Origin of the sequence: Streptomyces sp. NPDC059009 (assembly GCF_042740175.1) — a bacterium.
Lineage (GTDB): Bacteria > Actinomycetota > Actinomycetes > Streptomycetales > Streptomycetaceae > Streptomyces.
On sequence record NZ_JBHYJB010000012.1, the window covers coordinates 1 to 20,017 of the forward strand.

A 20,017-nucleotide genomic window follows, 5' to 3' on the forward strand; every position below is an offset into this window, starting at 1 on the left:
TTCGACCGATCGTTCGGCTGCGGGCCGTCGTCGACCAACCGTCCAGCCGCAGGCCGTCTTCAGCCCATCACCCGGCCGCGAACCGCCTTCGACCGATTGTCCGGCTGCGGGCCGTCGTCGCCCGATCGTTCGGCTGCGGGCCGTCGTCGACCAACCGTCCAGCCGCAGGCCGTCTTCAGCCCATCACCCGGCCGCGAACCGCCTTCAGCTGGTCGCCTGCCTGCAAGCCACCCTCAGCCAATCGTCCCCCTGGCGAGCCACCTTCGACCGACCGTCCAACTGCAGGCCAACTTCAGCCCGTCACCCGGCCGCGAACCGCCTTCGACCGCCTGCCTTCGACCGCCTGCCTGCCACCTTCAGCTGGCCGACCGGCTGCAAGCCGTCTTCATCCAATCGCCTTGTCTGCGGGCAGCCTTCAGCCGATCGTGCGGCTGCAGGCCATGTTCAGCTGGTCCCCCTCTACAGGCCGCCCTCGGCCAGCCGCCCGCCTGCGGGCCGTCCTCAGCCGGTCGCCGGGCTGTGGGCCGCCCCCGGCCGGTCGCTCGTCCGCCTCAGGCCGTCTTCTCGGCCCACCCTTCCCCGCCGCCCGCCCGCCCGGCCTGGCCGCCCCTCCGGCGCGGGGACGGGCCCCTTCAGCCTCGGGGGGGGGTGCCTTTCAGCCCGTCCGGCGGTTGAGGACGAGGCCGTTCAGGCCGATGGGGGGTCTGGGGGCGCAGCCCCCAGGAGGGTGCGCCAGGGGCGACGGAGTTGCCGGATCGGGAAGGGGCGGGGTTGGGGAAGAAGCCCCCGGCAGGGGTGAACGTCAAGCCGGAGGGGCTGACGGGGTGGGCCGTCGTGGTGGGCGCGCGAAGCAGCAGTCGCCGCACAGGCCGCCGGCCGGACAGCGGTAGTAGAGGCAGCAGCTGCGGCGGCGGAAGGCCGTTGCCGAGCGGGTGCCGGTCGGGCGGAGGTCGGGGTGGGCGAAGAGCTCGGTGGTGAGCTCTTCGGCGCGCACGGACACCTCCGGACGACCCATCCGCCTGGCCCAGGCGTCGAGTTCGCGAACCGCACCCGCGAGCGCAGACCCCGCGTTGCCCCAGAGGAGTCGGGGCGAGATGTGGTGGCGGGCGCGGAGTGCGGTGGAGAGCGGCTCCAAGTGGGAGTGCTGGATGGCCTGTTGGATGTGCGCCGCGTCGGCCGTGTGCGTGGGGGTGTCCGGTGGCAGCCAGAGGTCGTCGGGTGACATGGCGTCCGGGTCCCAGCGCAGGAGTTCCGGGGAGAGGTCGGGCACGCGGCCGTAAAGAGCCGCGCAGCCGAGCGCCACCGACCAGAGGCGCGCCGCGAGGCCGAGCTGGGCCACCGAGACCGCGATCCGCGCCTCGGGAGCCCCCAGGCGCTCGGCGACCTTGGTCACGCGGAAGGTGAGGGGGTCCTGGTCGGCGCCTGAGCGGGGGTTCGGAGCCGTCGCGTACGCGGCCGCCAGGGACACCGGCCCCGCACCCTCCGTGAGCGGAGCCGTGCGCAGCGCGAAGAAGCCGCCCACCGACGCCAGCTCCGCCAGGTCGGACGCCGTCAGGCCGGGAAGGGGATCGCGGGTCGTCACGGGAGAAGTACAGCAAGTGGCCGGACCCGGGTCGTACTTGGGGTCCACCGCCCAGGGGAGGAGCCGGGGCCGGTCGTACTCCATCGGTAGTAGGAGTCAATGAGTGCTCAGGGACGACGACGTGAAGCCTTTCACGCGACATCGTGGTGAACATGGAATCCGACCGTTCGCCGCAGCGGGCCCAGCCGGCGCCCCGCCCGTCGAGGAGCACGTCATGAGTGCCCTCGCGCTGTCCGTGCTGGTCTCCCTGATCTCCGCGGTGGCGTACGCGGGCGGGGCGATCCTGCAGGAACGGGTCGCGGTGACGACACCGGAGAGCTCGCGCTACGCACCGCTGCGCCGCGCCGCCTGGTGGTCGGGCGTCTCGCTGAACGGCGTGGGCGCCGTCCTGCACGTGGTGGCCCTCGCCTACGGTCCGCTCAGCCTGGTGCAGCCGCTCGGCGCGCTCACGATCGTCTTCGCGCTGCCGATGGCCGCGTTCTTCGTACGGCGCCGGGCCGGTGCCGCCGCCTGGCGCGGCGCGATCATGGCGACCGTGGGCCTGGCGGGCCTGCTGTCGCTGACGTCGGCCGCCGATCCGGACGCGCCGTCGTTCACGCAGTCCCTGGACAGCGCTGAGCGCGTCGTGGTCGCCCTCGTGACGGCGGGCGGCGTGGTGGCCCTGATGGTGGCGGCCCGCGCCGTGCACCGGCACCCCGCGGTGCGCAGCATGCTGCTCGCCGGGGCGGCGGGCGTCGCGTTCGGCATCGCCTCGGTGTTCACGAAGACGGTGGCGGTCGACTGGGACGCGCACGCGCCGCTCGCCCGGCAGGCGCCCAGTCTCGCCGTCATCGCCGTGCTCGCCGCGGCGGGCGTGCTCCTTTCGCAGGCTTCGTACCGGGGCGCGGGTCTTGCCGCCCCGCTGTCGACGGTGACCGTCGTGAACCCGGTGGTCGCCGCGGTCGTCGGTCTCACACTGTTCGGCGAAACCTTCCGCTACGGCACGGCGGGCACCGTCCTCGCCCTGGGCTGCGGTGTGGTCGCCGCGGGCGGTCTGATCCTCCTCACGACGGAGCGGCTCACCTCCGAGCGCCGCACGGCCGAGCAGCTCGCCGCCGGGCGCCCCGACGCCGCCTCGCGCGGCACGGGCGAGCTTCCCGGCATGCCCGCCCAGCCGAGTCGTTCCACGCGCCCCCTGAGCCCCGGCGGACCCGCCGCGCGCCCGCCCCGCCGGCCCGGGATCGGCCACCACCGTGAGCGGATCGGCGGCGGCATGCGATGAGTTTCCCGGGGTGCGGCCGTCTTACGTGGTGACGACCATGGAAGACGGAGGGACAGCCATGACACGCACACGGGAAACGGGCGCGGGCGCCGCACTCGACAAGGAGTTCACCGCCGTCCTGCGCAAGAGCCCCGCGCAGGGCGGCTGGACGTATCTGGTCTGGCCGGAATCAGTCGCCTTCTTCGGCACCCGGGGCCTGGTGAAGGTCCGGGGCACCATCGACGGGCAGCCGTTCCGCAGCTCCTTCATGGCTCTGGGCGACGGCACGCACAAGCTCCCCGTCAAGGCCGAGCTGCGCAAGGCCATCGGCAAGGGGCCGGGCGACACCGTGACCGTACGGCTGGAGGAGCGCCTGGGGCGGGGTTGAGCCCTCCCTTCCGTCTCGCCTGGAGCAGGGTCGAGCCCTCGCCCTCCCTCCCGGCTCCCGCGCCGCGGTCTAGAAGGACACCCCGTGCGCCCGCAGATACGCCAGCGGGTCCACGTCCGCGCCGAACGCGGGGCCCGTCCGTATCTCGAAGTGGAGGTGCGGCCCCGTGCTGTTGCCCGTGGAGCCGGAGCGGGCGATGCGCTGGCCCGCGACCACCTTCTGCCCGGCCTTCACGCTGAGCGCCGAGAGATGGCCGTACTGGCTGTACCGGCCGTCGCCGTGCCGGATGATCACCTCGTAGCCGTAGCTCCCGGCCCAGCCCGCCGAGACGACCTGGCCCGAGGTGACGGCCTTGACGGAGGTGCCGGTGGCGACCGGGAAGTCGACGCCCGTGTGGTAGCCCTTCGACCAGGAGCCGCCCGCCGCGCGGTACGGGGTGCTGGGCGAGGCGGAGACGGGGGCCGTGTAGGCGTGGCTGGAGGCGGGCCTGGCCTTCGACTTCTGGGCCCGCTCCTTGGCGGCGCGTTCCTTGGCCGCCTTCTCCTTCGCGGCCCGCTCCTTCGCCGCCCTGGCTTCCTTGGCCTCCTTGGCGGCCTTCTCCCGCGCCTCGCGCTCCTTCGACTCCTTGGCCTGCTTGGCGCGTTGGGCCTGCTTCGTCCGCTCCTCGTGCGTCGGGAGCTTCTTGCCGCGCGCGTCACGGGAGTCACGGGAGTCGCGCGCGTCCGACGTGTGCCCGCTCTTGTCGCGCTGCGGGGCCGGTGCGCGCACGGTGAGGCGCTGGCCGGGGGTGATCAGGTCCGGGTCGGCGCCCACGGTGCGGCGGTTGGTCTCGTAGAGGCGCTGCCAGCCGCCCGGGACGCGGCGCTCCTCGGCGATGCCGGAGAGGGTGTCGCCGTGCACGACCGTGTACATCTGGGCGGTGCCCGCCGTGGACTGCGGTGTGACCTCGGGCTTGACGTCCTTGACGGCGCGCTTCGGGGGCGCGGGGGTCTTCGGCACGGCCTTCGCCGTGCGGGTCTGCGTCGTGCGCTCGCCGCCCATGGGGTTGATGCCGGGGGCGTCGCCGCCGCGGGTCAGGCCCGCCTTGCCGGAGCAGACCGGCCAGGCACCGGGGCCCTGAGACTTGAGGACCTTCTCGGCGACGGCTATCTGCTGGTCCTTGGTGGCCAGGTCGGCACGGTGCGCATAGGCGCGGCCGCCGTACGCCTCCCAGGTGGACTGGGTGAACTGGAGGCCGCCGTAGTAGCCGTTGCCGGTGTTGATGCTCCAGTTGTTGGTCGACTCGCAGGCCGCCACCTTGTTCCAGGTGTCGACGTCCGCGGCGTGTGCGGAGCCCGCGCCGATGAGGGGGAGCGCCATTCCGGCGCCGCCCGCCGTGACGGTCAGGGAGGCGCGGTTGATGCGACTCTGCTGGTATCGGCGGTGCCGACCACGTACGGCCATGGGAGCCCCCTCAGACACACACACGTCAGACACACGACGGGCGGCAAGCTAGCCGGTGTGCCCCAGCCATGACAAGAGCCGTGCGCCGAGGGGGTGTTCAGCAGTGGCCGGAACCCGACCGTCAGGGATGGCCGGCCGGGCGTCCCGGACTCACTCCCTCAAGTAGCCCGGCAGCCAGCGGAGTTGGACCTCCCGCTGGAAGGGGCCGCCGCCCTCGTGGTCGTTGAAGGAGTAGACCTCCATGGACCGCTCGGCGCCCGCGTACGCGTTGAAGGCGGCGAAGACGGTGGAGGGCGGGCAGGTCTCGTCCTGCAGCGCCGCGGAGAACAGGGCGGGGGCGCGGCCGCGGGCGGCGAAGTGCACGCCGTCGAAGTACGAGAGGGTCCTGAACACCTGCTCGTCGGCGCCCCGGTGGCCGCGCAGATACAGGGCGATCTCCTTGTACGGGTGCCGCTCGGTGAGCGTCGCGGCGCGCGGGAAGTCGCACAGGAACGGCACGTCGGGGGCGATCGCGGCGAGGTCCGGCACCAGGCCGCCGACGGCGATGGTCAGGCCGCCGCCCTGGCTGCCGCCGAGCGCCGCGACCCGGCCCGCGTCGACCAGCGGATGGGACCGGGCCGCCTCGACGGCCCGCACGGCGTCGGTGTAGACGCGCCGGTAGTAGTACGCGTGCGGGTCCTCGATGCCGCGCGTCATGAAGCCCGGGTACGCGGGCCCGCTGCCGGCCGGGTCCGGGGTGTCGCCGGGCCGGTCCCCCGAGCTGCCCTGCCCGCGGGTGTCCATCACGAAGTGCGCGAACCCGGCCGCCGCCCACAGCAGATGCGTGTGCGCGAGCCCGCGGCCGCCCCCGTACCCGATGTACTCGACGACGGCGGGCAGCGGCGCATGCGTCCCCGCGGGCAGGATCAGCCAGCCCTTGACGGGGTGGCCGCCGAAGCCCGCGTAGGTGACGTCGAAGACGTCGACGCCGGTCAGCGGTGTCTCTACGGGGTCGAAGCACGGGTCGAGGTCGTGTGCGCGCGCCTCCGAAAGGGTCGTCTCCCAGAAGGCGTCGAAATCATCCGGTTCGGTCAACTTCGGCCGGTACCGGCGCAGTTCGTCGAGCGGAAGGTCGAAATGGGGCACGGGCGGCTACTCCTTCGGACACAGTGTCGGGAAGTCATGGTGGCCAGCGGGGCGATACTGACGACCGGACCTGGCAAGGTCCACCACTTCGGAACGATTTCTCTTCCCGCCCATTCCGGAACGACGTGCACTAGAACGCCATAACCGATAGCCGACAACCGACGGCAGTAACGACCCAGGAGCCACAGGCATGAGCAGCAGCACCTCAGCCCAGATCGGTGTCACGGGACTCGCGGTCATGGGCCGCAACCTCGCCCGTAACTTCGCCCGCAACGGCTACACCGTCGCCCTGCACAACCGCACCGCGGCCAGGACCCACGCCCTGGTCGAGGAGTTCGGGAGCGAGGGCGCGTTCATCGCGGCCGAGACGGCGAAGGAGTTCGTCGCGGCCCTGGAACGACCGCGCCGACTGGTGATCATGGTCAAGGCGGGCGAGCCGACGGACGCGGTGATCCAGGAGTTCGCGCCGCTGCTCGAGCCCGGCGACATGATCGTGGACGGCGGCAACGCGCACTTCGCGGATACCCGGCGGCGCGAGCGCGAACTGCGCGAGCAGGGCATCCACTTCGTCGGCACGGGCGTGTCGGGCGGCGAGGAGGGCGCGCTGCTCGGCCCGAGCATCATGCCGGGCGGCTCCGAGGAGTCGTATGCCGCGCTCGGCCCGATGCTGGAGAAGATCTCCGCGAAGGCGAAGGACGGCGCGCCCTGTGTGACGCACGTCGGCCCGGACGGTGCGGGGCACTTCGTGAAGATGGTGCACAACGGCATCGAGTACGCGGACATGCAACTGATCGCGGAGGCGTACCAGTTGCTGCGCGATGTCGCCGGGTACTCCCCCGCGCAGATCGCGGACATCTTCCGCACCTGGAACACCGGCCGTCTCGACTCGTATCTGATCGAGATCACGGCGGAGGTCCTCTCCCACGTGGACGCGGCCACCGGCAAGCCGTTCGTGGACGTCGTCCAGGACCAGGCCGAACAGAAGGGCACCGGCCGCTGGACCGTGCAGATCGCGCTCGACCTGGGCGTGCCGGTGTCCGGCATCGCGGAAGCGGTGTTCGCCCGCTCCCTCTCCGGCCACACCGCGCTGCGCGCCGCGTCCCGCCACCTGACGGGCCCGACCGCACAGCCCCTCTCCCAGGAGGCGGCCGCGCGCTTCGCCGACCAGGTCGAACAGGCCCTGTACGCCTCGAAGATCGTCTCGTACACGCAGGGCTTCCACGAGATCGCGGCGGGCAGCGAGGAGTACGGCTGGGACATCGACCTGGGCCAGGTCGCCTCTATCTGGCGCGGCGGCTGCATCATCCGGGCGGCCTTCCTGGACCGCATCCGCGCCGCGTACGACGCCCGTGCCGACCTGCCGAGCCTGCTCTCGGACGCGGACTTCGCCCAGGAGATCGCGGCCGCGCAGGACGACTGGCGCGCGGTCCTGGCCGCCGCGACCCAGCAGGGCGTGCCCACGCCGGGCTTCTCGGCGGCGCTCGCGTACTACGACGCGCTGCGCGCCGGGCGGCTGCCCGCCGCCCTCACGCAGGGCCAGCGGGACTTCTTCGGTGCGCACACCTACCGGCGCACGGACCGCGAGGGCTCGTTCCACACGCTGTGGGGCGGGGACCGCTCCGAGGTCTCCACGGACTGAGCCCCGACGGGCTCAGCCCAGCGGTGACGGCTGCGGCTCCGGTTCCGGTACGGGATCGGGGCCCGGCGGCTTCGGGATGGGTGACGGTGAGGGCTGCGGGACCGGGTCCGGGGGCAGCGGGTCCGGGACGGGCGGGCCGCCGGGGTCGGGGCCGGGGCCCGGTGTGGGCCCGGGCGGGACGGGGTCGGGGAAGGGGCTCGTCATGGCGGGTGCCTCCCGCGGGTCGGAGGGCCGGGTCACCGGCCGGTCGTTCCACTCTCTCCCGCCTCGCGTGCCCGCGCCCGCCGAGTCCACGCGTTGTTCTTCTCCCCGATCCCGCCCCTTCCCGAATCCGCGACTCCGTCGCCCTGGGGCGCCCGTCCTGGGGCTGCGCCCCTAGACCCCCGATCGGCCTGAACGGCCTCGTCCTCAAGCGCCGCGGCCCACCCGCCCATAGGGATAGCCCGTCCGGCGCTTGAGGACGAGCCGCGTCAGCGGCGATACGGGTGCCCCAGGGCCGACGGAGTCGGCGGATTCGGGAAGGGGCGGGATCGGGGAAAGAACCGCCGGAGGCCCCCTCACACCAAGCGGGCCACCCCGCTCAGCCCCAGCCGCGGGCTGGCGAGAACCGGCACCCGGGTCGTGACCCGGCCCACCGCCTCCGCCATCGACGCCTGCGCCAGCAGCACCGCATCGACGCCCCCGGCCACCGCATCCACCGCCCCCGCGACAAGCCCCAGATAGCCCTCCTGGTCCCCCGCCTCGAAGCACTCCCAGGCCCCCGGGACCACGACGGTACGGACATCCGCGGCCCGGCCCGCCCGCGCCGCCTCCTCCTCGACGAGCGCGACCGTCGGCGCGAGCGTGCTCTCCACCGTGGCGACCACGGCGACGGCGGGGCCCTCGGCGACCGCGGCGGCCGCCATGGGCCGGTCGACGCGCAGGACGGGCACTCCGACGGCGGCGGCCCGCGCCTCCGCGACGCCGCCGATCGTGGAGCAGGTGCACAGCACGGCGGCCGCCCCCGCGGCGGCCTCGGCGAGCGCCGCCTCGACGGCGTCGCCGACGGCCTCGGGGCCCTCGACGCGGGCCCGGGCCAGGAGCGTCTCGTCGACGTGGTGGCGCAGCGTGAGGGCGGGGTGGTCGCGCTCGCGCAGCGCCTCGAAGACGGGGATGTGCACGGGTGAGGTGTGCAGCAGCGCGAGGACGGGGGCAGGGGCGGTCGCCGGGTCCGTGTGCACGATGAGTTCCTCTTCCGTGATTCCGCGATTGCGTGATTCCGTGATCGCCATGCGGCGTCCCCTTCAGGGCACGGCGGGACGAGCTCTATCACGGTCGCGGAGACGCGCTCCGGCGTGCCCAGCATGCGGGCGGGCGGGGCGCGCTCAGTGAGCTCAGCGGGCCGCCGACGCGCTCACCACGCGGTCGGGTCCGACTTCACCTTGTCGAGGGCGGCGCGCAGCAGCTCGGGCGGGGCGGCGGGTGCCTCGTCGGGGTGCTTCTCGGCCCACTTCACGACGTACGGGCACAGGGGCACGACGTCGAGGCCCTCGCGGGCGGCCGTCGCGTACAGCTCGCGGGCGAGGCGCCCGGCGATGCCCTGGCCCTCGTGCGCGGGCAGGACCTCCGTGTGGACGGGGACGAGGGCGGCCGCGGGGGTGTCCAGCGTGAAGTACACGATCTGGCCCACCACTTGGGGCTCATTGCCGGCCGGTCCGTCCCCGTGCGCCCGGGTCTGTGTCTGTGTCTGCGCCGGTGCCAGCGCCTCCAGGACGCCTCGGGCCCGGTCGTCCCGGATGACGATGCCGCCGTCGGTCTCACTCATGGGTCTCACCCATCGGCTGCTCGGGGCGGCACCGCCCTCCGTCGTACGGCTAGGAGGCGGGCACCGCCTGCGGGCTGCGCGCCATGTCGTCGGCGCCCGGTACCGGGGCGGAGGCGTCGGCGCCGAGCGCGACGACGCGGTTGCCCTCGTCGACGTGCACGACCCGGGGCCGCAGCGCGCGGGCTTCGGCGTCGTCGACCTGGGCGTAGCTGATGATGATGACCCTATCCCCGGGGTGGACGAGGTGCGCGGCCGCTCCGTTGATGCCGATGACGCCGCTGCCCCGCTCGCCCTCGATGGTGTACGTCTCCAGGCGCGCGCCGTTGGTGATGTCGACGATGTGGACGAGCTCGCCGGGCAGCAGATCGGCGGCGTCGAGGAGGTCCGCGTCGATGGTCACGGAGCCGACATAGTGCAGGTCGGCCTGGGTGACCGTGGCGCGGTGGATCTTGGACTTGAACATGGTGCGCAGCATGAGGCACTCCTGAAAGTAGGCTCCCTGCCCGCGTCAGTGCAGGTCAAGGGCTGTCGGTCAGGGTACAGCGTCACCCGGATCGGGCGACGTGCCGTGGGCCGCCCAGTCCGAGGGTTGCCTCCAGGAGCGTTCCGGGTCCCGGGAGGAGACGGGCATGACGATCACCAGTGCCGCGCAGCCGCTCGTGGGCCGGCTCGTCCAGCAGCTCGTGCACGTCAACATCCTCGACATGGCGACACGGCTCGCGGCGCAGGCGTTTCTGGCGGCCCTGCCCATGCTCATCGCCGTGGCCTCGTTCGCCCCCGCGGCCGTGGAGCGTGAACTGCTGCGGTCGGTGCGGACGTTGATGGGGTCGGGCGGGCCCGTGGTGGCGCAGGTCGAGGCGGTGAACCGGGGCGAGGACGTCGCCGCGCACAGCTGGGGGGCGGCGGGGGTCCTGGTCGCGCTGCTGTCCGCGACGGCCTTCACCCGCGCCCTGCAGCGCCTGTGCGAGCGCTCCTGGCACCTGCCCCGCTCCGGGGTCCGGCTCACCGCCTGGCGCTGGGCGGTGTGGCTGCTCGTGTGGATCGTGATGCTGGTGGTGCAGGGCATGCTGCGGCGGGCCTTCGGGGCCGGCGCGATCCTGGGCGTTCCCCTGCAGTTGGTGGCCGCGGTCCTGATGTGGTGGTGGACCCAGCATCTGCTCCTCGCCGGGCGGGTGCGGTGGCTGCCGCTGCTGCCGGGGGCCGTGCTGACCGGTGCGGGCGTGGTGCTGTTCTGCGGCGTCTCGGGGCTGTGGCTGCCGCGCGCGCTGCGGCTGAGCGTGGAGCGGTACGGGGCGCTCGGCTCCGTGTTCACGGTGCTGTCCTGGCTGATCGTGTTCTTCACCGTCGTCGTGTTCGGTGTGGCCGTCGGGCGGATGCTCGCGCAGGAGGAGTTCCTGCGGCGGCGGCTCGGCCCGGCGGCCCCGCCCTCCCCCGAGCGCACTGCGGCTCCCGGGGCGCTCTCCCGCCTCCCGGGCTCCCCCGACGTCCCCAAGTCACCTTGATCGCCTGATCACTCCGAGGAGGCCGCCGTCACCCGGCCCGTCCGCACCGCCGCCGCCAGCGCCCGGTGGTCCCTCTCGTTCTGGTCGGCGTAGGACTCCGCGAAGCGCGCCACGGCCTGGTCGAAGACGTCGGAGCGGCCCAGGTAGGCGGCGATGGCGATGCGGTCGCCGGAGCGGGCGTGGGCGCGGGCCAGTGTCAGCCCGCAGGTGCGGGCGAAGAGCCGCATGACGTCAGGGTTCATCGTCTCGGCCTGCGGGATGGCCTTCCAGTCCCGCAACTGCCGTATGTAGAAGTCGCGTTCGCGGCCGTCGAGGCCCTCGACCCGCTCCCAGCCGAGGAACATGTCGCCGGCCGCCTGCATCAGCCGCTGCCCGGCGACGACCCGCTCCCCCTGGTTGAGGTGGCCGCTCTGCCCCGCGAACTCCGCGAGCACCGATGTCTGCGCCTCCTTGGCCTGGAGCAGCAGCGGGTCCCGGTCGTCGCGGCCGAGCAGCAGGATGATCCAGCAGCGGGTGCCCACGCTGCCCACGCCGACGACCTTCCGCGCCATGTCGACCACCCGGTACTGGGCGAGCAGGGCCCGCCGGTCGGCGGGGAGCGTGCGCGCGTACCGGTCGATGAGCTCCCTCAACTGCTGTTCCAGCTGCTTGCGTTCGACCCCGGGGAGGAAGTCGTCGAGGGGGGTCACCAGGGGCGGGTCGGGGGTGAGGCGCAGCTCCCCGTCGACGGTCCGGGCCAGCTTCTCCAGGGCCTGCAGGTGGTCGCGGGTGCGGGCCTTGACGAGGGCGCGGGACAGACGGCGGCGCGACCGCGCGTCCAGGCGGGCGGACAGGCTCGCGTAGAGGTCGTCCGCGTTGATGCGCGCGTACCAGACGTCGAGCGTGCGCATCGCGGCGAACTCCGCCATCGACGTCCGGTACGAGCGGACCGCCGCGCGCACCACGCGGGCGCGCTCGCCGCGGCTGAAGCCGTTGGCGCGCGCGGCGATGACGAGGCTGGCCGCGAGCCGCTTGACGTCCCACTCCCAGGGGCCGGGGAGCGTCTCGTCGAAGTCGTTGACGTCGAACATCAGGTGCCGCTCCGGTGACGCGAGCAGCCGGAAGTTCAACATGTGGGCATCGCCGCAGAGTTGGGCCCTCAGGCCGCTGGCGGGTGTGGTGGCGAGGTCGGTCGCCATGAGTGCGGCGGCTCCCCGGTAGAAGCGGAACGGCGACTCCAGCATGCGCCCGTACCGGATCGGCACGAGGTCCGCGACCCTGCTCGCCGACTGGCGCTCGAGCACGTCGACCGGGTCCGGGCGGTCCGGGCCCGGCGCGAACTCGGCGTGGGCCGAGCGCGGGGCCCGGGACCGGGCGGCGCGGCCCAGGGCGGCCCTCTCCCGTGCGCCGAGGTGCCGGCTCGCCGTCCCGGCTTCGGCCTCGGTCTGTGTCTCGGCCTGCGTCTCGGTCTGCGTCTCGGTCTCTGGCCCTGTCATGGCACGCTCCCTCGCTGTCCCTCGCTGCGGCAGGGACTCTGGTCACCGCCCGGCCGCTCGGCGTCACCCCGCCGGTGTGAGGTCGCCTTCCAGGGGTGAGGTCCGGCCCGGCCCCGGGCCCGAGACTCCGGGGCATGGAATCGACGATGCGTGGACAGCGTTGGCTGGCCCGTGCGTCCCTGGCCGCTGCCGCCGCCGCGGTGCTGGTCCTCGGCGTGTTCGCGGGCGTACGGACGTTCGGGCTGCTCGGGGTGGGGCTCGTGGGGGTGGCGGTCACGGCCGCCGCGGTGTGGTGGGTGCTCAGCAGGCGGGGGGTGCTGCGGCTGCTCGCGGTGGTGCTCGCGCTGGCCGCGCCGGTGTGGGTGGTCGTGGAGTTCACCCGGGCCCGGCTCCTGTGGGTGGTCCTGGTCTCCGCCGCGCTGTGGCTGCTGGCGGCGGGCACCGGTCGGGCCGCCCTGGCCACCCGTGCGCCCGCCTCCCCGATGCCGGAGCACCCGGCCCCGGCGTTCCGCCACCCGGTGCTGATCATGAATCCGCGGTCGGGCGGCGGCAAGGTGCGACGGTTCGAACTGCGGGAGCGGGCCAGTGCGTTGGGGGCCGAGGTGGTGTGCCTGGAGTGGCGGGAGGAGACCGATGTCGCGTCCCTCGCCCGCAAGTGTGCGGCCGAGGGCGCCGATCTGCTCGGGGTCGCGGGCGGCGACGGCACCCAGGCCCTGGTCGCCGAGGTCGCCGCCGCCCTCGACCTGCCGTTCCTGGTGATACCGGCGGGCACCCGCAACCACTTCGCGCTCGACCTGGGCCTGGACCGGGACGACCCGGCGCGGGCCCTGGACGCCCTGCACGACGGGGTGGAGCTGCGGGTGGACCTCGGGCGCGCGGGCGGGCGGCCCTTCGTCAACAACGTGTCGTTCGGCGCGTACGCGGAGGTCGTGCAGAGCCCCTCGTACCGGAACGACAAGACCCGCACCACGCTGGAGCTCCTGCCCGAACTGCTCGCGGGCCACCGCGGCGCGCGGCTCACGGCGCGCGCCGGGGAGTACGCCTTCACCGATCCGCAGGCGCTGCTGGTGAGCAACAACCCTTACGGGACCAGGGACATCGCCGGGCTCGGCCGCCGCACCCGCCTGGACACCGGCACCCTCGGCTGCGTCGGGGTGCGGGTGACGAACGCGGCGCACGCCACGGGACTGCTGCGCGGCAAGCGGTCCGCGGGGCTGGTCCGGGCGACGGCGGCCTCCGTGCTCGTCGACGCCGACCAGGAGTGGATCCCGGTCGGCCTCGACGGGGAGGCCGTCCGCATGCGCGTGCCGGTGCACTGCGAGGTGCGGCCGCGGGTCCTGCGGGTGATCGTGCCCCGGAACCGGCCGGGCACGTACCGGGAGCGCCCGACGCTCGACTGGCGCCGGCTCGGCAGGCTCGGGCTGTCCTCGGGGCGGCGGAAGGCGTAGTCGGCGCCTGCGCCTGCTACATCGGCGCCCCGTACGCCTTGTGCGCCTCGCGGTGGCCGTATGTGGTCAGGGACCAGATCACCACGATGTCGAGGATGATGATGATCGCCGACCACACCGGGTAGTAGGGCGTGAAGAAGAAGTTCTCCAGGGCGCTGAAGCCCGCGACGAGGATGCCGACGGCGCGGGCCCAGGTGCGGCCGGAGAAGAGGTTCATCGCCGCCGCGACCATCACGACGCCGGTGATCATCTGCACCCAGCCGCGGCCGTTCACATCGAAGTCGAAGGCGTAGTCGTCCTGTGCTTGGTAGAAGTTTTCGTTGAGGATCCCGGCGAGTCCGGCGATCGCGTTGTAGCCGCCGACGATGCCCATGACGCACGCGGCGAAGACGACTCCGCCGAGGGAGACGGGGCTGATGTGCGGCTGCGGTTCGGGCGTGTTGGACCGGGTCCGGTCCGGCGAGGTCTGCTCAGCCATGACGAACCTCCTCCTCGGTGAACCCCGAGCATCGGTGAACCCCGAGCATCGCGCCCGGCCCGGCCCCACCGGGTCACCCACAAGGGATGAGCCGCCCCCAGGTAAAGGCCGTATAAAAACTCGGCCGACAAGCGTCTACCCCTGGACGAGGCCGCCCTTCCACCGTGGAGAGGTGATGCCCTGCACAAGGGGAGGTGAGGGGCATGCCCGCGGTGGTGTGCACGCGAACGATCCACCGCTCGGGGGCGGACGGGCACCTGTCGGTCCTGCACGAGCGGCTGCGCTCCCTGAACTCCGGGGCCGATGCCGCGGACGCGACCATGACGACCTGCCTCATGTGGGTCGCCGGGGCCCTGGTGCGGATCGCGGGGGACGTGGCGGATCCCCGGTGCGCGGGCGCGCTGGTCGACGAGGCCGCGGCGGTGCTGGCCTCGGTGCCGGCCAACGGCGACCGTGCGCCGCGCCCGGCACACCCGGCCCCCACGCTGACGAATCGTCAACTCGTCGTGCTGCGACGGCTCCAGGCGTCCGTACCGCTGCGGCAGATCGCGAGCGAGCTGTACATCTCGCACAACACCGTCAAGAGCCATGTGCGGGCCGTGTACCGCAAGCTCGGCGCGTCCTCCCGGGACGAGGCCGTGCGCCACGCCCGCGAGCTGGACCTGCTCTAGCGGCCTCAGTCCCGCTGCGAGGCCCCATGCCCCCGGTGAGGCCCCAGCAGCCCTAACGACCTGCGCCCTGCCCCGCGCCGGTCAACTCGGGCCGCAGCAACTGCAGTTCGCGCGCCCGCCGCACGGCGGCCGAGCGGCGGGTCACCGCGAGCTTCCGGTAGACGCTCTTGAGGTGCGTCTTCACCGTGTTCACGGAGAGATACAGCTCGTCGGCGATCTCCTCGGTGGTCATCATCTGTGCGAGCCGGTCCAGGACGTCGCGCTCCCGGGCGCTCAACTGCTCGGTGGGGGCCGGACGTTCGGGTGGCGGCTCCGATGCGGCCGCGACGGCGCCTCTGCTGCCGTGCGCGTGCCGGGCGGCGCCGAGCAGCGAGGCGCACGCGGGCGTCAGCGTCCGCAGCACCGTGCGGGGCAGCCGCGAGGCGGCCAGCACGTCGCCGAGCGGCGCCGTCGCCGGTCCGCCCCGCTCCACCGCTCCGGTCACCCGCGCCACCAGGCCGCCCACCTCGGCGAGGAACGTGTCCGGCCGACCGCTCAACACGGCCTCGGAGCGCGCGAGTTCCTGCCGTACGCGGCCGAGCTCACCCGCGGCCAGGTCGACCCAGGCGCGGACGAGGTGGAGGGCCGCCTGGGTGGGCTCGGCCAGGGGCCAGGCGAGCAGGGGCGGCTGGGTGGCGTGGGAGGCGAGCTCGTCGGCGGCGCGGAAGCGGCCGCGCAGCGCCTCCAGGAGCGCGAGCTCGACCAGGCACTCCCGGCGCACCGAGCCGATCCCGGCGGCGCCCGCCGCCTTGAGCCCGCCGGTGAGATAGACCTCGGCGGCCTTGAGGCTGCCGGCCCGCAGCTCGCAACTGCCGCGGATGGACAGGGTGAGCGCCGGGATCTCGGGGCGCTGCGAAAGCGACGTCTGCGGCAGCCGCGGGCAGATCGACTCGGCGTCGGCCGCGGCGGCGCGGGCCTCCTGCGGGTCCCGGGAGCGCAGCCGCTCCATGCGGATCATGGCTAGGGCGAGGCGGCCGCGGGCGGCCCGGTCGCCCTCCTCCTCCGGCAGCTCCGCCAGCAGCCCGTCGGCCCGCTCCGTGTACCGGCGGCACTCCGGGTCGTCGCCGCGGGCCCAGGCGACGGCCGCGGCGATCAGCGCGGACTCCAGGCCCGCGGGCACGTCCTCGGGCAGCTGCCGGGGCAGCTCCGCGGTCAGCCGGGTCCGGGTCAGGCCGAGGACCTCGCCGATCGCGAGGCGCTCCACGATCAGGCGCCCGGCCCGCTCCCAGTCGTCCGCCGCGAGGAAGTGCCGTACGGCGTCGGCGAGCAGACCGCGCTCGCCGAGCCAGACCCCGGCCCGGCCGTGCAGCGCGGCGACGCGGCCGGGCGACTCGTGGCGCAGGCAGCGGCGCAGCGCCTCGGCGAACATCGGGTGGCAGCGGTACCAGCCCTGGCCGAGGGGGTGCAGGAAGGAGTTCTCACGGACGAGGGCCGCGAAGCGGCGGCCCGCCTCCGCGCCCGCGACCTCCGCGGCCAGCTCGGCGTTCACGCCGTCCAGCAGGCTGGTGGTGAGCAGCAGCTTGCGCATGGCGGGCGGCTGCAGGTCGAGGACCTCCTCGGCGAGGTAGTCGGCGACGGCCTCGTCGTCGCCGCTGAACTGACCGGCGTAGCGCTCGGGTTCGCCGTGCCGCTCCATGTGCATCGCGGCGAGCCGCAGCCCGGCCGCCCAGCCGTCGGTGCGCCGCCGCAGCTCGCTCACGGCCTGCCGGGGCACGTCGAGGCCGTGCTGGCCGAGGAGTTCGGCCGTCTCCCGGTCGTCGAAGGCGAGGTCGGCGGTGCGCAGTTCGGCGAGGCCGCTGGTGAGCCGGCCGCGGCCGAGGTGCAGCGGCGGATCGCTGCGGGAGAGCACCACCAGGTGCAGGGTGCCCCACGCGTGCCGCAGCAGGCTGCTGACGCCTTCCGCGACCGGGGAGTTGGGCGCGGGCTGGAAGTCGTCGAGGACGAGGGCCACCGGGCCGCCCTGGCGGCCGAGCGCGGCGGAGAGGGCCGCGGCGAGCCGGGGCCCCTCCCAGGTCTCGTCGGGCACCGGCACGTCGAGGCCCGCCGCGCGCAGCGCGCCGATCACCCGGGGCCAGAACACGAAGGAGCGTTCGGCCCGGCCGTCGCAGTCCACCCAGGCGAGCCGGGCGGCGGGCGGACGGGTGTGCGCCCACTCCAGGGCGAGCGCCGTCTTGCCCGCGCCGACGGGGCCCACGACCACCGTGAGCGGGCCGAGGACTCCCCTGGCCAGGCGCTCCGTGAGCCGGGGCCGCGGCACGATCCAGGTGGGCAGCGCGGGGACCGTACCGGCGAGCCGGTCCGGGCCGGGGATGCGAGGGTCTGACCGATCGGCCATAGCGGCACCTCGTTCTCGAAGCAACAATGGTGCGGCTCACCCAAGTCTGGTGCCACCCACGGAAGTTGGAACGAGCCGGGGGCGCCATCTCACCCGGGTGAAGTTCCGGCGTGGGACGGCGCCCCGCACTGTCGCGCTCGCACGTTCTCGCACGCGCACGTTCTCGCTCTCACACGCTCGCGCTCACACGCCCTGCAGGGCCGCGATCAGCTCCTCCTCCCGGTCCTTGGTGAGCGAGGTGCGGATCACGACCGGGTCGAAGGGGCGCAGCGCCTCGCGCACCCGGTCCGGAGTGGTGCGCCGCACCAGCGCGAAGACGGCGGCGCGGCCGGGTTCGAGGGTGCTCGCGATCTCCTTGACGAAGTGGTCGTTGATGCCGACGTCGGTGAGCTTTCCGGCGAGCGCACCGGTGGCCGCTCCGACGGCGGCGCCGAACACCGGCATCAGGAAGAGCAGCCCGAACAGGGAGCCCCACAGGGCTCCGCCGGCGGCACCGGTCGCCGTGGTGTTGTACGTCTGGCGCACATGGATCTTGCCGTCCATGGTCCGCCAGGTGACGGCGGCGTCTTCGAGGTCGAGCAGTTCCTGGCGGGACAGGTCCTTGGCGAGCCGCAGGACCGCCTCCGCCTTCTCCCTGTCCGAGAATCCGAGCACGACGAGATCGGCCATCAGGCCCTCCTGTGGTGGTTGCGGGTCGGCTGACCCGGTCGCGATGCCTTGCCGTTGCCGTTGGTGACGGGCTCGCCCAACCGCTGTGCCGCGGCCATGAGTTCAGCGGCGATGGGTTCGAGCGCCTCTTCGGTGAGGAAGCCCTCCGCGATGGGCACCCCGCCCGCGTCGCGGACGGCCTTGCGCAGATACGCCGCCCATACGTGTTCCAGCAGGACGAAGACCGCCCCGGTGCCCGGGTCCAGGGACTCGGCCGCCTCCCTGATCTCGTCGAGCGTCAGGCCGAAGGCGTAGCCCTCCTCGACGCTCGGGTACACGTCCTTGGCCGCCGCGATCCGTTCCCGGGAGATGCCGAGCAGCGCGGCGACCGTGTCGCCCATGCTCTCCGCCTGGAAGTCCATGGTGAGCAGATCGCCGCTCGGCTCCTTGCTCACGAAGAGCATGTCGAGGACGCGGATCTGCCCGTTCGCCTCCAGGATCCGCAGCTCCTCGACGAAGCGCCCTTCGAACTTGGCGTCGGGTCCGAACCCGATCGTCAGGAGCTGTACCGGTCCAACCCCGGCCATCGTCCCCTCCTTTGCCTCGTGTGCGGGGCGCCATCACAACGCCGGTGCCGCTGCGGCGCGTCACCCGTCGCAGGTGAGGGGGGCGGGCGTGGGCGCGGCGACAGTGGGCGGCGGAGGTGACGCACATGCCTCATGAGGGGACGCCGGACCGGACCGACGCCACGGCCGACAGCACGGCCGTCGACAGCGGTGCCCGCGACGCCGAGGTGGAGCGGCTGCGCGCGGAGGTCGCCGAGCTGCGCGACCGCGCGGGGACACAGCGGCAGCGCCGGGCCCGCCTGCTGGCGCTGCGGCGCATGGTCGCGGCGGTGCTGATCGCGCTGGTCGCCGTTCTGTCGGTGACCTCGGTGGTGGGCGTGTGGGGCTCGCGCACCACGCTCGACACGGACCGCTGGGTCGCCACGGTGGGGCCGCTGCCCGGGGAGCCGGACGTCAACGCGGCCGTCTCCACGTATCTCGCCGACGAGATCTACGGCCAACTGAACGTGGAGCAGCGGCTGTCCGACGCGCTGCCGCCGCGCGCCTCCTTCCTCGCCGCGCCGGTCACCGGGGCCGTCCACGACTATCTGCGGAAGTCGGTCTCCCGGCTCCTCGCGACCGACCAGTTCGAGGCCGTGTGGCGGGCGACGAACCGCGCCGCCCACTCCCGGATCGTCGACCTCCTGGAGAAGCGCAACGAGAACGTCCAGGTGCGCGGCGACACGGTCTCGCTCAACCTGCTGCCGATGGTCAACAACGTGCTCGTCTCCCTGGAGGGCCGACTCCCTTCCCTGTTCGGCAAGAAGCTGGACCTGCCCACCCTGTCCGCCGGCGAGCTCCCGCCCGGTCTGCACGACCGCATCGAGAAGGCCCTCGGGGTGACGCTGCCCCAGGACTTCGCCCAGATCCGGCTGTACGACCGGCATGTGCTCGGCCAACTCCAGGAGTCCGTCGTCGTGTTCAAGCGCGCGGTGGTCGGCCTGGTGATCGCCGTGCCGGTGCTGCTCGGGCTCGCGCTGTGGGCCTCGCCGAACCGCCGCCGCACCCTCCTCCAGCTCGGCATCTGGCTGGTGGTGACGGTGACGGTCCTGTCGACGGTGCTGCGCTCGGTGCGCGAGGAGGTGCTCGGCCATGTCCCGCCGGGCGTCTACCGCGACGGGGCGCGCGCCGCGATGTGGACCGTCTTCACGACCCTGCGCGACCGCGGCGACCAGTTGCTGTGGCTGGGCGTCGGCATCGCGGTCCTCGCGTATCTGGTGGGGCCCGGACGGCTGCCGGTCGCGCTGCGGAAGCAGACCGTGCGGGGCGCGAAGGCCGCGGGCCGGTACGCGGGGCGGGCCGGGGAACGGATCGGCAAGGGTGAGGCCGTGCGGCCGTGGCTGGCCCGGCACGCGGATGTGCTGCGGGTGTCAGGCGCCGTCGTCGCGGCCCTGGTGGCGCTGCTCCTGTCCACCTGGACCGGCCTGTTCGTGGTCGGCGGCCTGCTGGCCGCGTACGAGATCGCGATCACGCTCCTCGCGCGGCAGGGATCCTCACCCCCCGAGGGTGAGGCCGGTGCGGACACCCTCGCGAAGACTGGCGCCCCCGGCTGAGGCAGGCCCCACCGAGGTCTGACCGATGCCTGACCCAGGGCA

Annotated in this window: 19 protein-coding genes; 7 read left to right on the forward strand and 12 right to left on the reverse strand. The window is 73.6% G+C overall.

Annotated features, from left to right (window positions below; translation table 11 throughout):
• Positions 1-802 precede the first annotated feature (802 nt).
• Positions 803-1,582 (reverse strand): IucA/IucC family C-terminal-domain containing protein, encoded by a 780-nt coding sequence (locus ACFWYM_RS14280; protein ID WP_384835242.1) that lies wholly within the window; start codon positions 1,580-1,582, stop codon positions 803-805.
• 214 nt (positions 1,583-1,796) lie between these two features.
• Here ACFWYM_RS14280 and ACFWYM_RS14285 point away from each other — a divergent pair, with 214 nt between their 5' ends.
• On the forward strand, positions 1,797-2,843 hold the full coding sequence (locus tag ACFWYM_RS14285) for a DMT family transporter (RefSeq protein WP_384835245.1): 1,047 nt from the start codon (positions 1,797-1,799) through the stop codon (positions 2,841-2,843).
• Between the two features lie 58 nt (positions 2,844-2,901).
• Positions 2,902-3,210, forward strand: a complete 309-nt coding sequence (locus ACFWYM_RS14290) for a DUF1905 domain-containing protein (protein ID WP_384835248.1) — start codon at positions 2,902-2,904, stop codon at positions 3,208-3,210.
• Positions 3,211-3,279: 69 nt separating this feature from the next.
• Here the strand turns inward: ACFWYM_RS14290 and ACFWYM_RS14295 are convergent, their stop codons facing one another.
• Both ACFWYM_RS14295 and ACFWYM_RS14300 read right to left on the reverse strand, forming a co-directional pair.
• Entirely contained in the window at positions 3,280-4,653 is a 1,374-nt protein-coding gene (locus ACFWYM_RS14295) for a transglycosylase family protein (RefSeq protein ID WP_384835251.1), read from the reverse strand.
• Between the two features lie 150 nt (positions 4,654-4,803).
• Complete coding sequence (locus ACFWYM_RS14300; protein ID WP_384835254.1) at positions 4,804-5,778, reverse strand: acetylxylan esterase; 975 nt, start codon at positions 5,776-5,778, stop codon at positions 4,804-4,806.
• A 190-nt stretch (positions 5,779-5,968) separates the two neighbouring features.
• On the opposite strand from ACFWYM_RS14300, the gene gndA reads away from it, so the two are divergent.
• Entirely contained in the window at positions 5,969-7,417 is a 1,449-nt protein-coding gene (gndA, locus tag ACFWYM_RS14305; protein ID WP_384835257.1) for an NADP-dependent phosphogluconate dehydrogenase, read from the forward strand.
• A gap of 12 nt (positions 7,418-7,429) precedes the next feature.
• Here the strand turns inward: gndA and ACFWYM_RS14310 are convergent, their stop codons facing one another.
• From ACFWYM_RS14310 to panD, 4 genes are all read right to left on the reverse strand, one after another.
• Complete coding sequence (locus ACFWYM_RS14310; RefSeq protein WP_384835260.1) at positions 7,430-7,621, reverse strand: hypothetical protein; 192 nt, start codon at positions 7,619-7,621, stop codon at positions 7,430-7,432.
• A 353-nt stretch (positions 7,622-7,974) separates the two neighbouring features.
• Entirely contained in the window at positions 7,975-8,688 is a 714-nt protein-coding gene (locus ACFWYM_RS14315) for an aspartate/glutamate racemase family protein (protein WP_384835263.1), read from the reverse strand.
• Between the two features lie 122 nt (positions 8,689-8,810).
• Positions 8,811-9,221, reverse strand: coding sequence for a GNAT family N-acetyltransferase (locus tag ACFWYM_RS14320; RefSeq protein WP_384835266.1), 411 nt, complete (start codon positions 9,219-9,221; stop codon positions 8,811-8,813).
• 49 nt (positions 9,222-9,270) lie between these two features.
• Positions 9,271-9,696 carry an aspartate 1-decarboxylase gene (panD, locus tag ACFWYM_RS14325; protein WP_384835269.1) on the reverse strand — a complete coding sequence of 142 codons (426 nt, stop codon included), beginning with the start codon at positions 9,694-9,696 and terminating at the stop codon, positions 9,271-9,273.
• A gap of 154 nt (positions 9,697-9,850) precedes the next feature.
• Between panD and ACFWYM_RS14330 the strand changes: the two genes are divergently transcribed.
• Complete coding sequence (locus tag ACFWYM_RS14330) at positions 9,851-10,723, forward strand: YhjD/YihY/BrkB family envelope integrity protein (protein ID WP_384835272.1); 873 nt, start codon at positions 9,851-9,853, stop codon at positions 10,721-10,723.
• A gap of 8 nt (positions 10,724-10,731) precedes the next feature.
• On the opposite strand, the gene ACFWYM_RS14335 is transcribed toward ACFWYM_RS14330, so the two are convergent.
• Positions 10,732-12,198 carry a DUF2252 domain-containing protein gene (locus tag ACFWYM_RS14335; RefSeq protein ID WP_384835275.1) on the reverse strand — a complete coding sequence of 489 codons (1,467 nt, stop codon included), beginning with the start codon at positions 12,196-12,198 and terminating at the stop codon, positions 10,732-10,734.
• 146 nt (positions 12,199-12,344) lie between these two features.
• Here ACFWYM_RS14335 and ACFWYM_RS14340 point away from each other — a divergent pair, with 146 nt between their 5' ends.
• Positions 12,345-13,646, forward strand: coding sequence for a diacylglycerol/lipid kinase family protein (locus ACFWYM_RS14340; RefSeq protein WP_384835278.1), 1,302 nt, complete (start codon positions 12,345-12,347; stop codon positions 13,644-13,646).
• Positions 13,647-13,662: 16 nt separating this feature from the next.
• Here the strand turns inward: ACFWYM_RS14340 and ACFWYM_RS14345 are convergent, their stop codons facing one another.
• The gene (locus tag ACFWYM_RS14345; protein WP_384835280.1) at positions 13,663-14,124 is read right to left on the reverse strand and encodes a hypothetical protein; all 462 of its coding nucleotides are present in this window, start codon (positions 14,122-14,124) and stop codon (positions 13,663-13,665) included.
• A 203-nt stretch (positions 14,125-14,327) separates the two neighbouring features.
• On the opposite strand from ACFWYM_RS14345, the gene ACFWYM_RS14350 reads away from it, so the two are divergent.
• Positions 14,328-14,795: a LuxR C-terminal-related transcriptional regulator gene (locus tag ACFWYM_RS14350; RefSeq protein ID WP_384835282.1), complete on the forward strand. Its 468-nt coding sequence runs from the start codon at positions 14,328-14,330 to the stop codon at positions 14,793-14,795.
• Between the two features lie 52 nt (positions 14,796-14,847).
• Here the strand turns inward: ACFWYM_RS14350 and ACFWYM_RS14355 are convergent, their stop codons facing one another.
• The 3 genes from ACFWYM_RS14355 to ACFWYM_RS14365 form a co-directional block, all read right to left on the reverse strand.
• Positions 14,848-17,169 (reverse strand): LuxR C-terminal-related transcriptional regulator, encoded by a 2,322-nt coding sequence (locus tag ACFWYM_RS14355; protein WP_384835284.1) that lies wholly within the window; start codon positions 17,167-17,169, stop codon positions 14,848-14,850.
• A gap of 183 nt (positions 17,170-17,352) precedes the next feature.
• Entirely contained in the window at positions 17,353-17,838 is a 486-nt protein-coding gene (locus ACFWYM_RS14360) for a DUF1269 domain-containing protein (RefSeq protein ID WP_384835287.1), read from the reverse strand.
• Positions 17,838-18,404, reverse strand: coding sequence for a DUF1269 domain-containing protein (locus ACFWYM_RS14365; protein WP_384835290.1), 567 nt, complete (start codon positions 18,402-18,404; stop codon positions 17,838-17,840). Before ACFWYM_RS14365 ends, ACFWYM_RS14360 begins: the two co-directional genes overlap by 1 nt.
• A 125-nt stretch (positions 18,405-18,529) precedes the next feature.
• Here ACFWYM_RS14365 and ACFWYM_RS14370 point away from each other — a divergent pair, with 125 nt between their 5' ends.
• Complete coding sequence (locus ACFWYM_RS14370; RefSeq protein ID WP_384835293.1) at positions 18,530-19,975, forward strand: hypothetical protein; 1,446 nt, start codon at positions 18,530-18,532, stop codon at positions 19,973-19,975.
• Positions 19,976-20,017 lie beyond the last annotated feature (42 nt).

What these genes read in the sequence shown, in the direction of transcription:
- ACFWYM_RS14310 (WP_384835260.1), bottom strand. Translation starts at nt 7,621, where the DNA reads ATGACGAGCCCCTTCCCCGACCCCGTCCCGCCCGGGCCCACACCGGGC.
- ACFWYM_RS14350 (WP_384835282.1), top strand. Translation starts at nt 14,328, where the DNA reads ATGCCCGCGGTGGTGTGCACGCGAACGATCCACCGCTCGGGGGCGGAC.
- ACFWYM_RS14335 (WP_384835275.1), bottom strand. Translation starts at nt 12,198, where the DNA reads ATGACAGGGCCAGAGACCGAGACGCAGACCGAGACGCAGGCCGAGACA.
- ACFWYM_RS14315 (WP_384835263.1), bottom strand. Translation starts at nt 8,688, where the DNA reads ATGGCGATCACGGAATCACGCAATCGCGGAATCACGGAAGAGGAACTC.
- ACFWYM_RS14295 (WP_384835251.1), bottom strand. Translation starts at nt 4,653, where the DNA reads ATGGCCGTACGTGGTCGGCACCGCCGATACCAGCAGAGTCGCATCAAC.
- ACFWYM_RS14355 (WP_384835284.1), bottom strand. Translation starts at nt 17,169, where the DNA reads ATGGCCGATCGGTCAGACCCTCGCATCCCCGGCCCGGACCGGCTCGCC.
- ACFWYM_RS14345 (WP_384835280.1), bottom strand. Translation starts at nt 14,124, where the DNA reads ATGGCTGAGCAGACCTCGCCGGACCGGACCCGGTCCAACACGCCCGAA.
- ACFWYM_RS14285 (WP_384835245.1), top strand. Translation starts at nt 1,797, where the DNA reads ATGAGTGCCCTCGCGCTGTCCGTGCTGGTCTCCCTGATCTCCGCGGTG.
- ACFWYM_RS14365 (WP_384835290.1), bottom strand. Translation starts at nt 18,404, where the DNA reads ATGGCCGGGGTTGGACCGGTACAGCTCCTGACGATCGGGTTCGGACCC.
- ACFWYM_RS14340 (WP_384835278.1), top strand. Translation starts at nt 12,345, where the DNA reads ATGCGTGGACAGCGTTGGCTGGCCCGTGCGTCCCTGGCCGCTGCCGCC.
- ACFWYM_RS14290 (WP_384835248.1), top strand. Translation starts at nt 2,902, where the DNA reads ATGACACGCACACGGGAAACGGGCGCGGGCGCCGCACTCGACAAGGAG.
- ACFWYM_RS14330 (WP_384835272.1), top strand. Translation starts at nt 9,851, where the DNA reads ATGACGATCACCAGTGCCGCGCAGCCGCTCGTGGGCCGGCTCGTCCAG.
- ACFWYM_RS14370 (WP_384835293.1), top strand. Translation starts at nt 18,530, where the DNA reads ATGCCTCATGAGGGGACGCCGGACCGGACCGACGCCACGGCCGACAGC.
- ACFWYM_RS14320 (WP_384835266.1), bottom strand. Translation starts at nt 9,221, where the DNA reads ATGAGTGAGACCGACGGCGGCATCGTCATCCGGGACGACCGGGCCCGA.
- gndA (WP_384835257.1), top strand. Translation starts at nt 5,969, where the DNA reads ATGAGCAGCAGCACCTCAGCCCAGATCGGTGTCACGGGACTCGCGGTC.
- panD (WP_384835269.1), bottom strand. Translation starts at nt 9,696, where the DNA reads ATGCTGCGCACCATGTTCAAGTCCAAGATCCACCGCGCCACGGTCACC.
- ACFWYM_RS14360 (WP_384835287.1), bottom strand. Translation starts at nt 17,838, where the DNA reads ATGGCCGATCTCGTCGTGCTCGGATTCTCGGACAGGGAGAAGGCGGAG.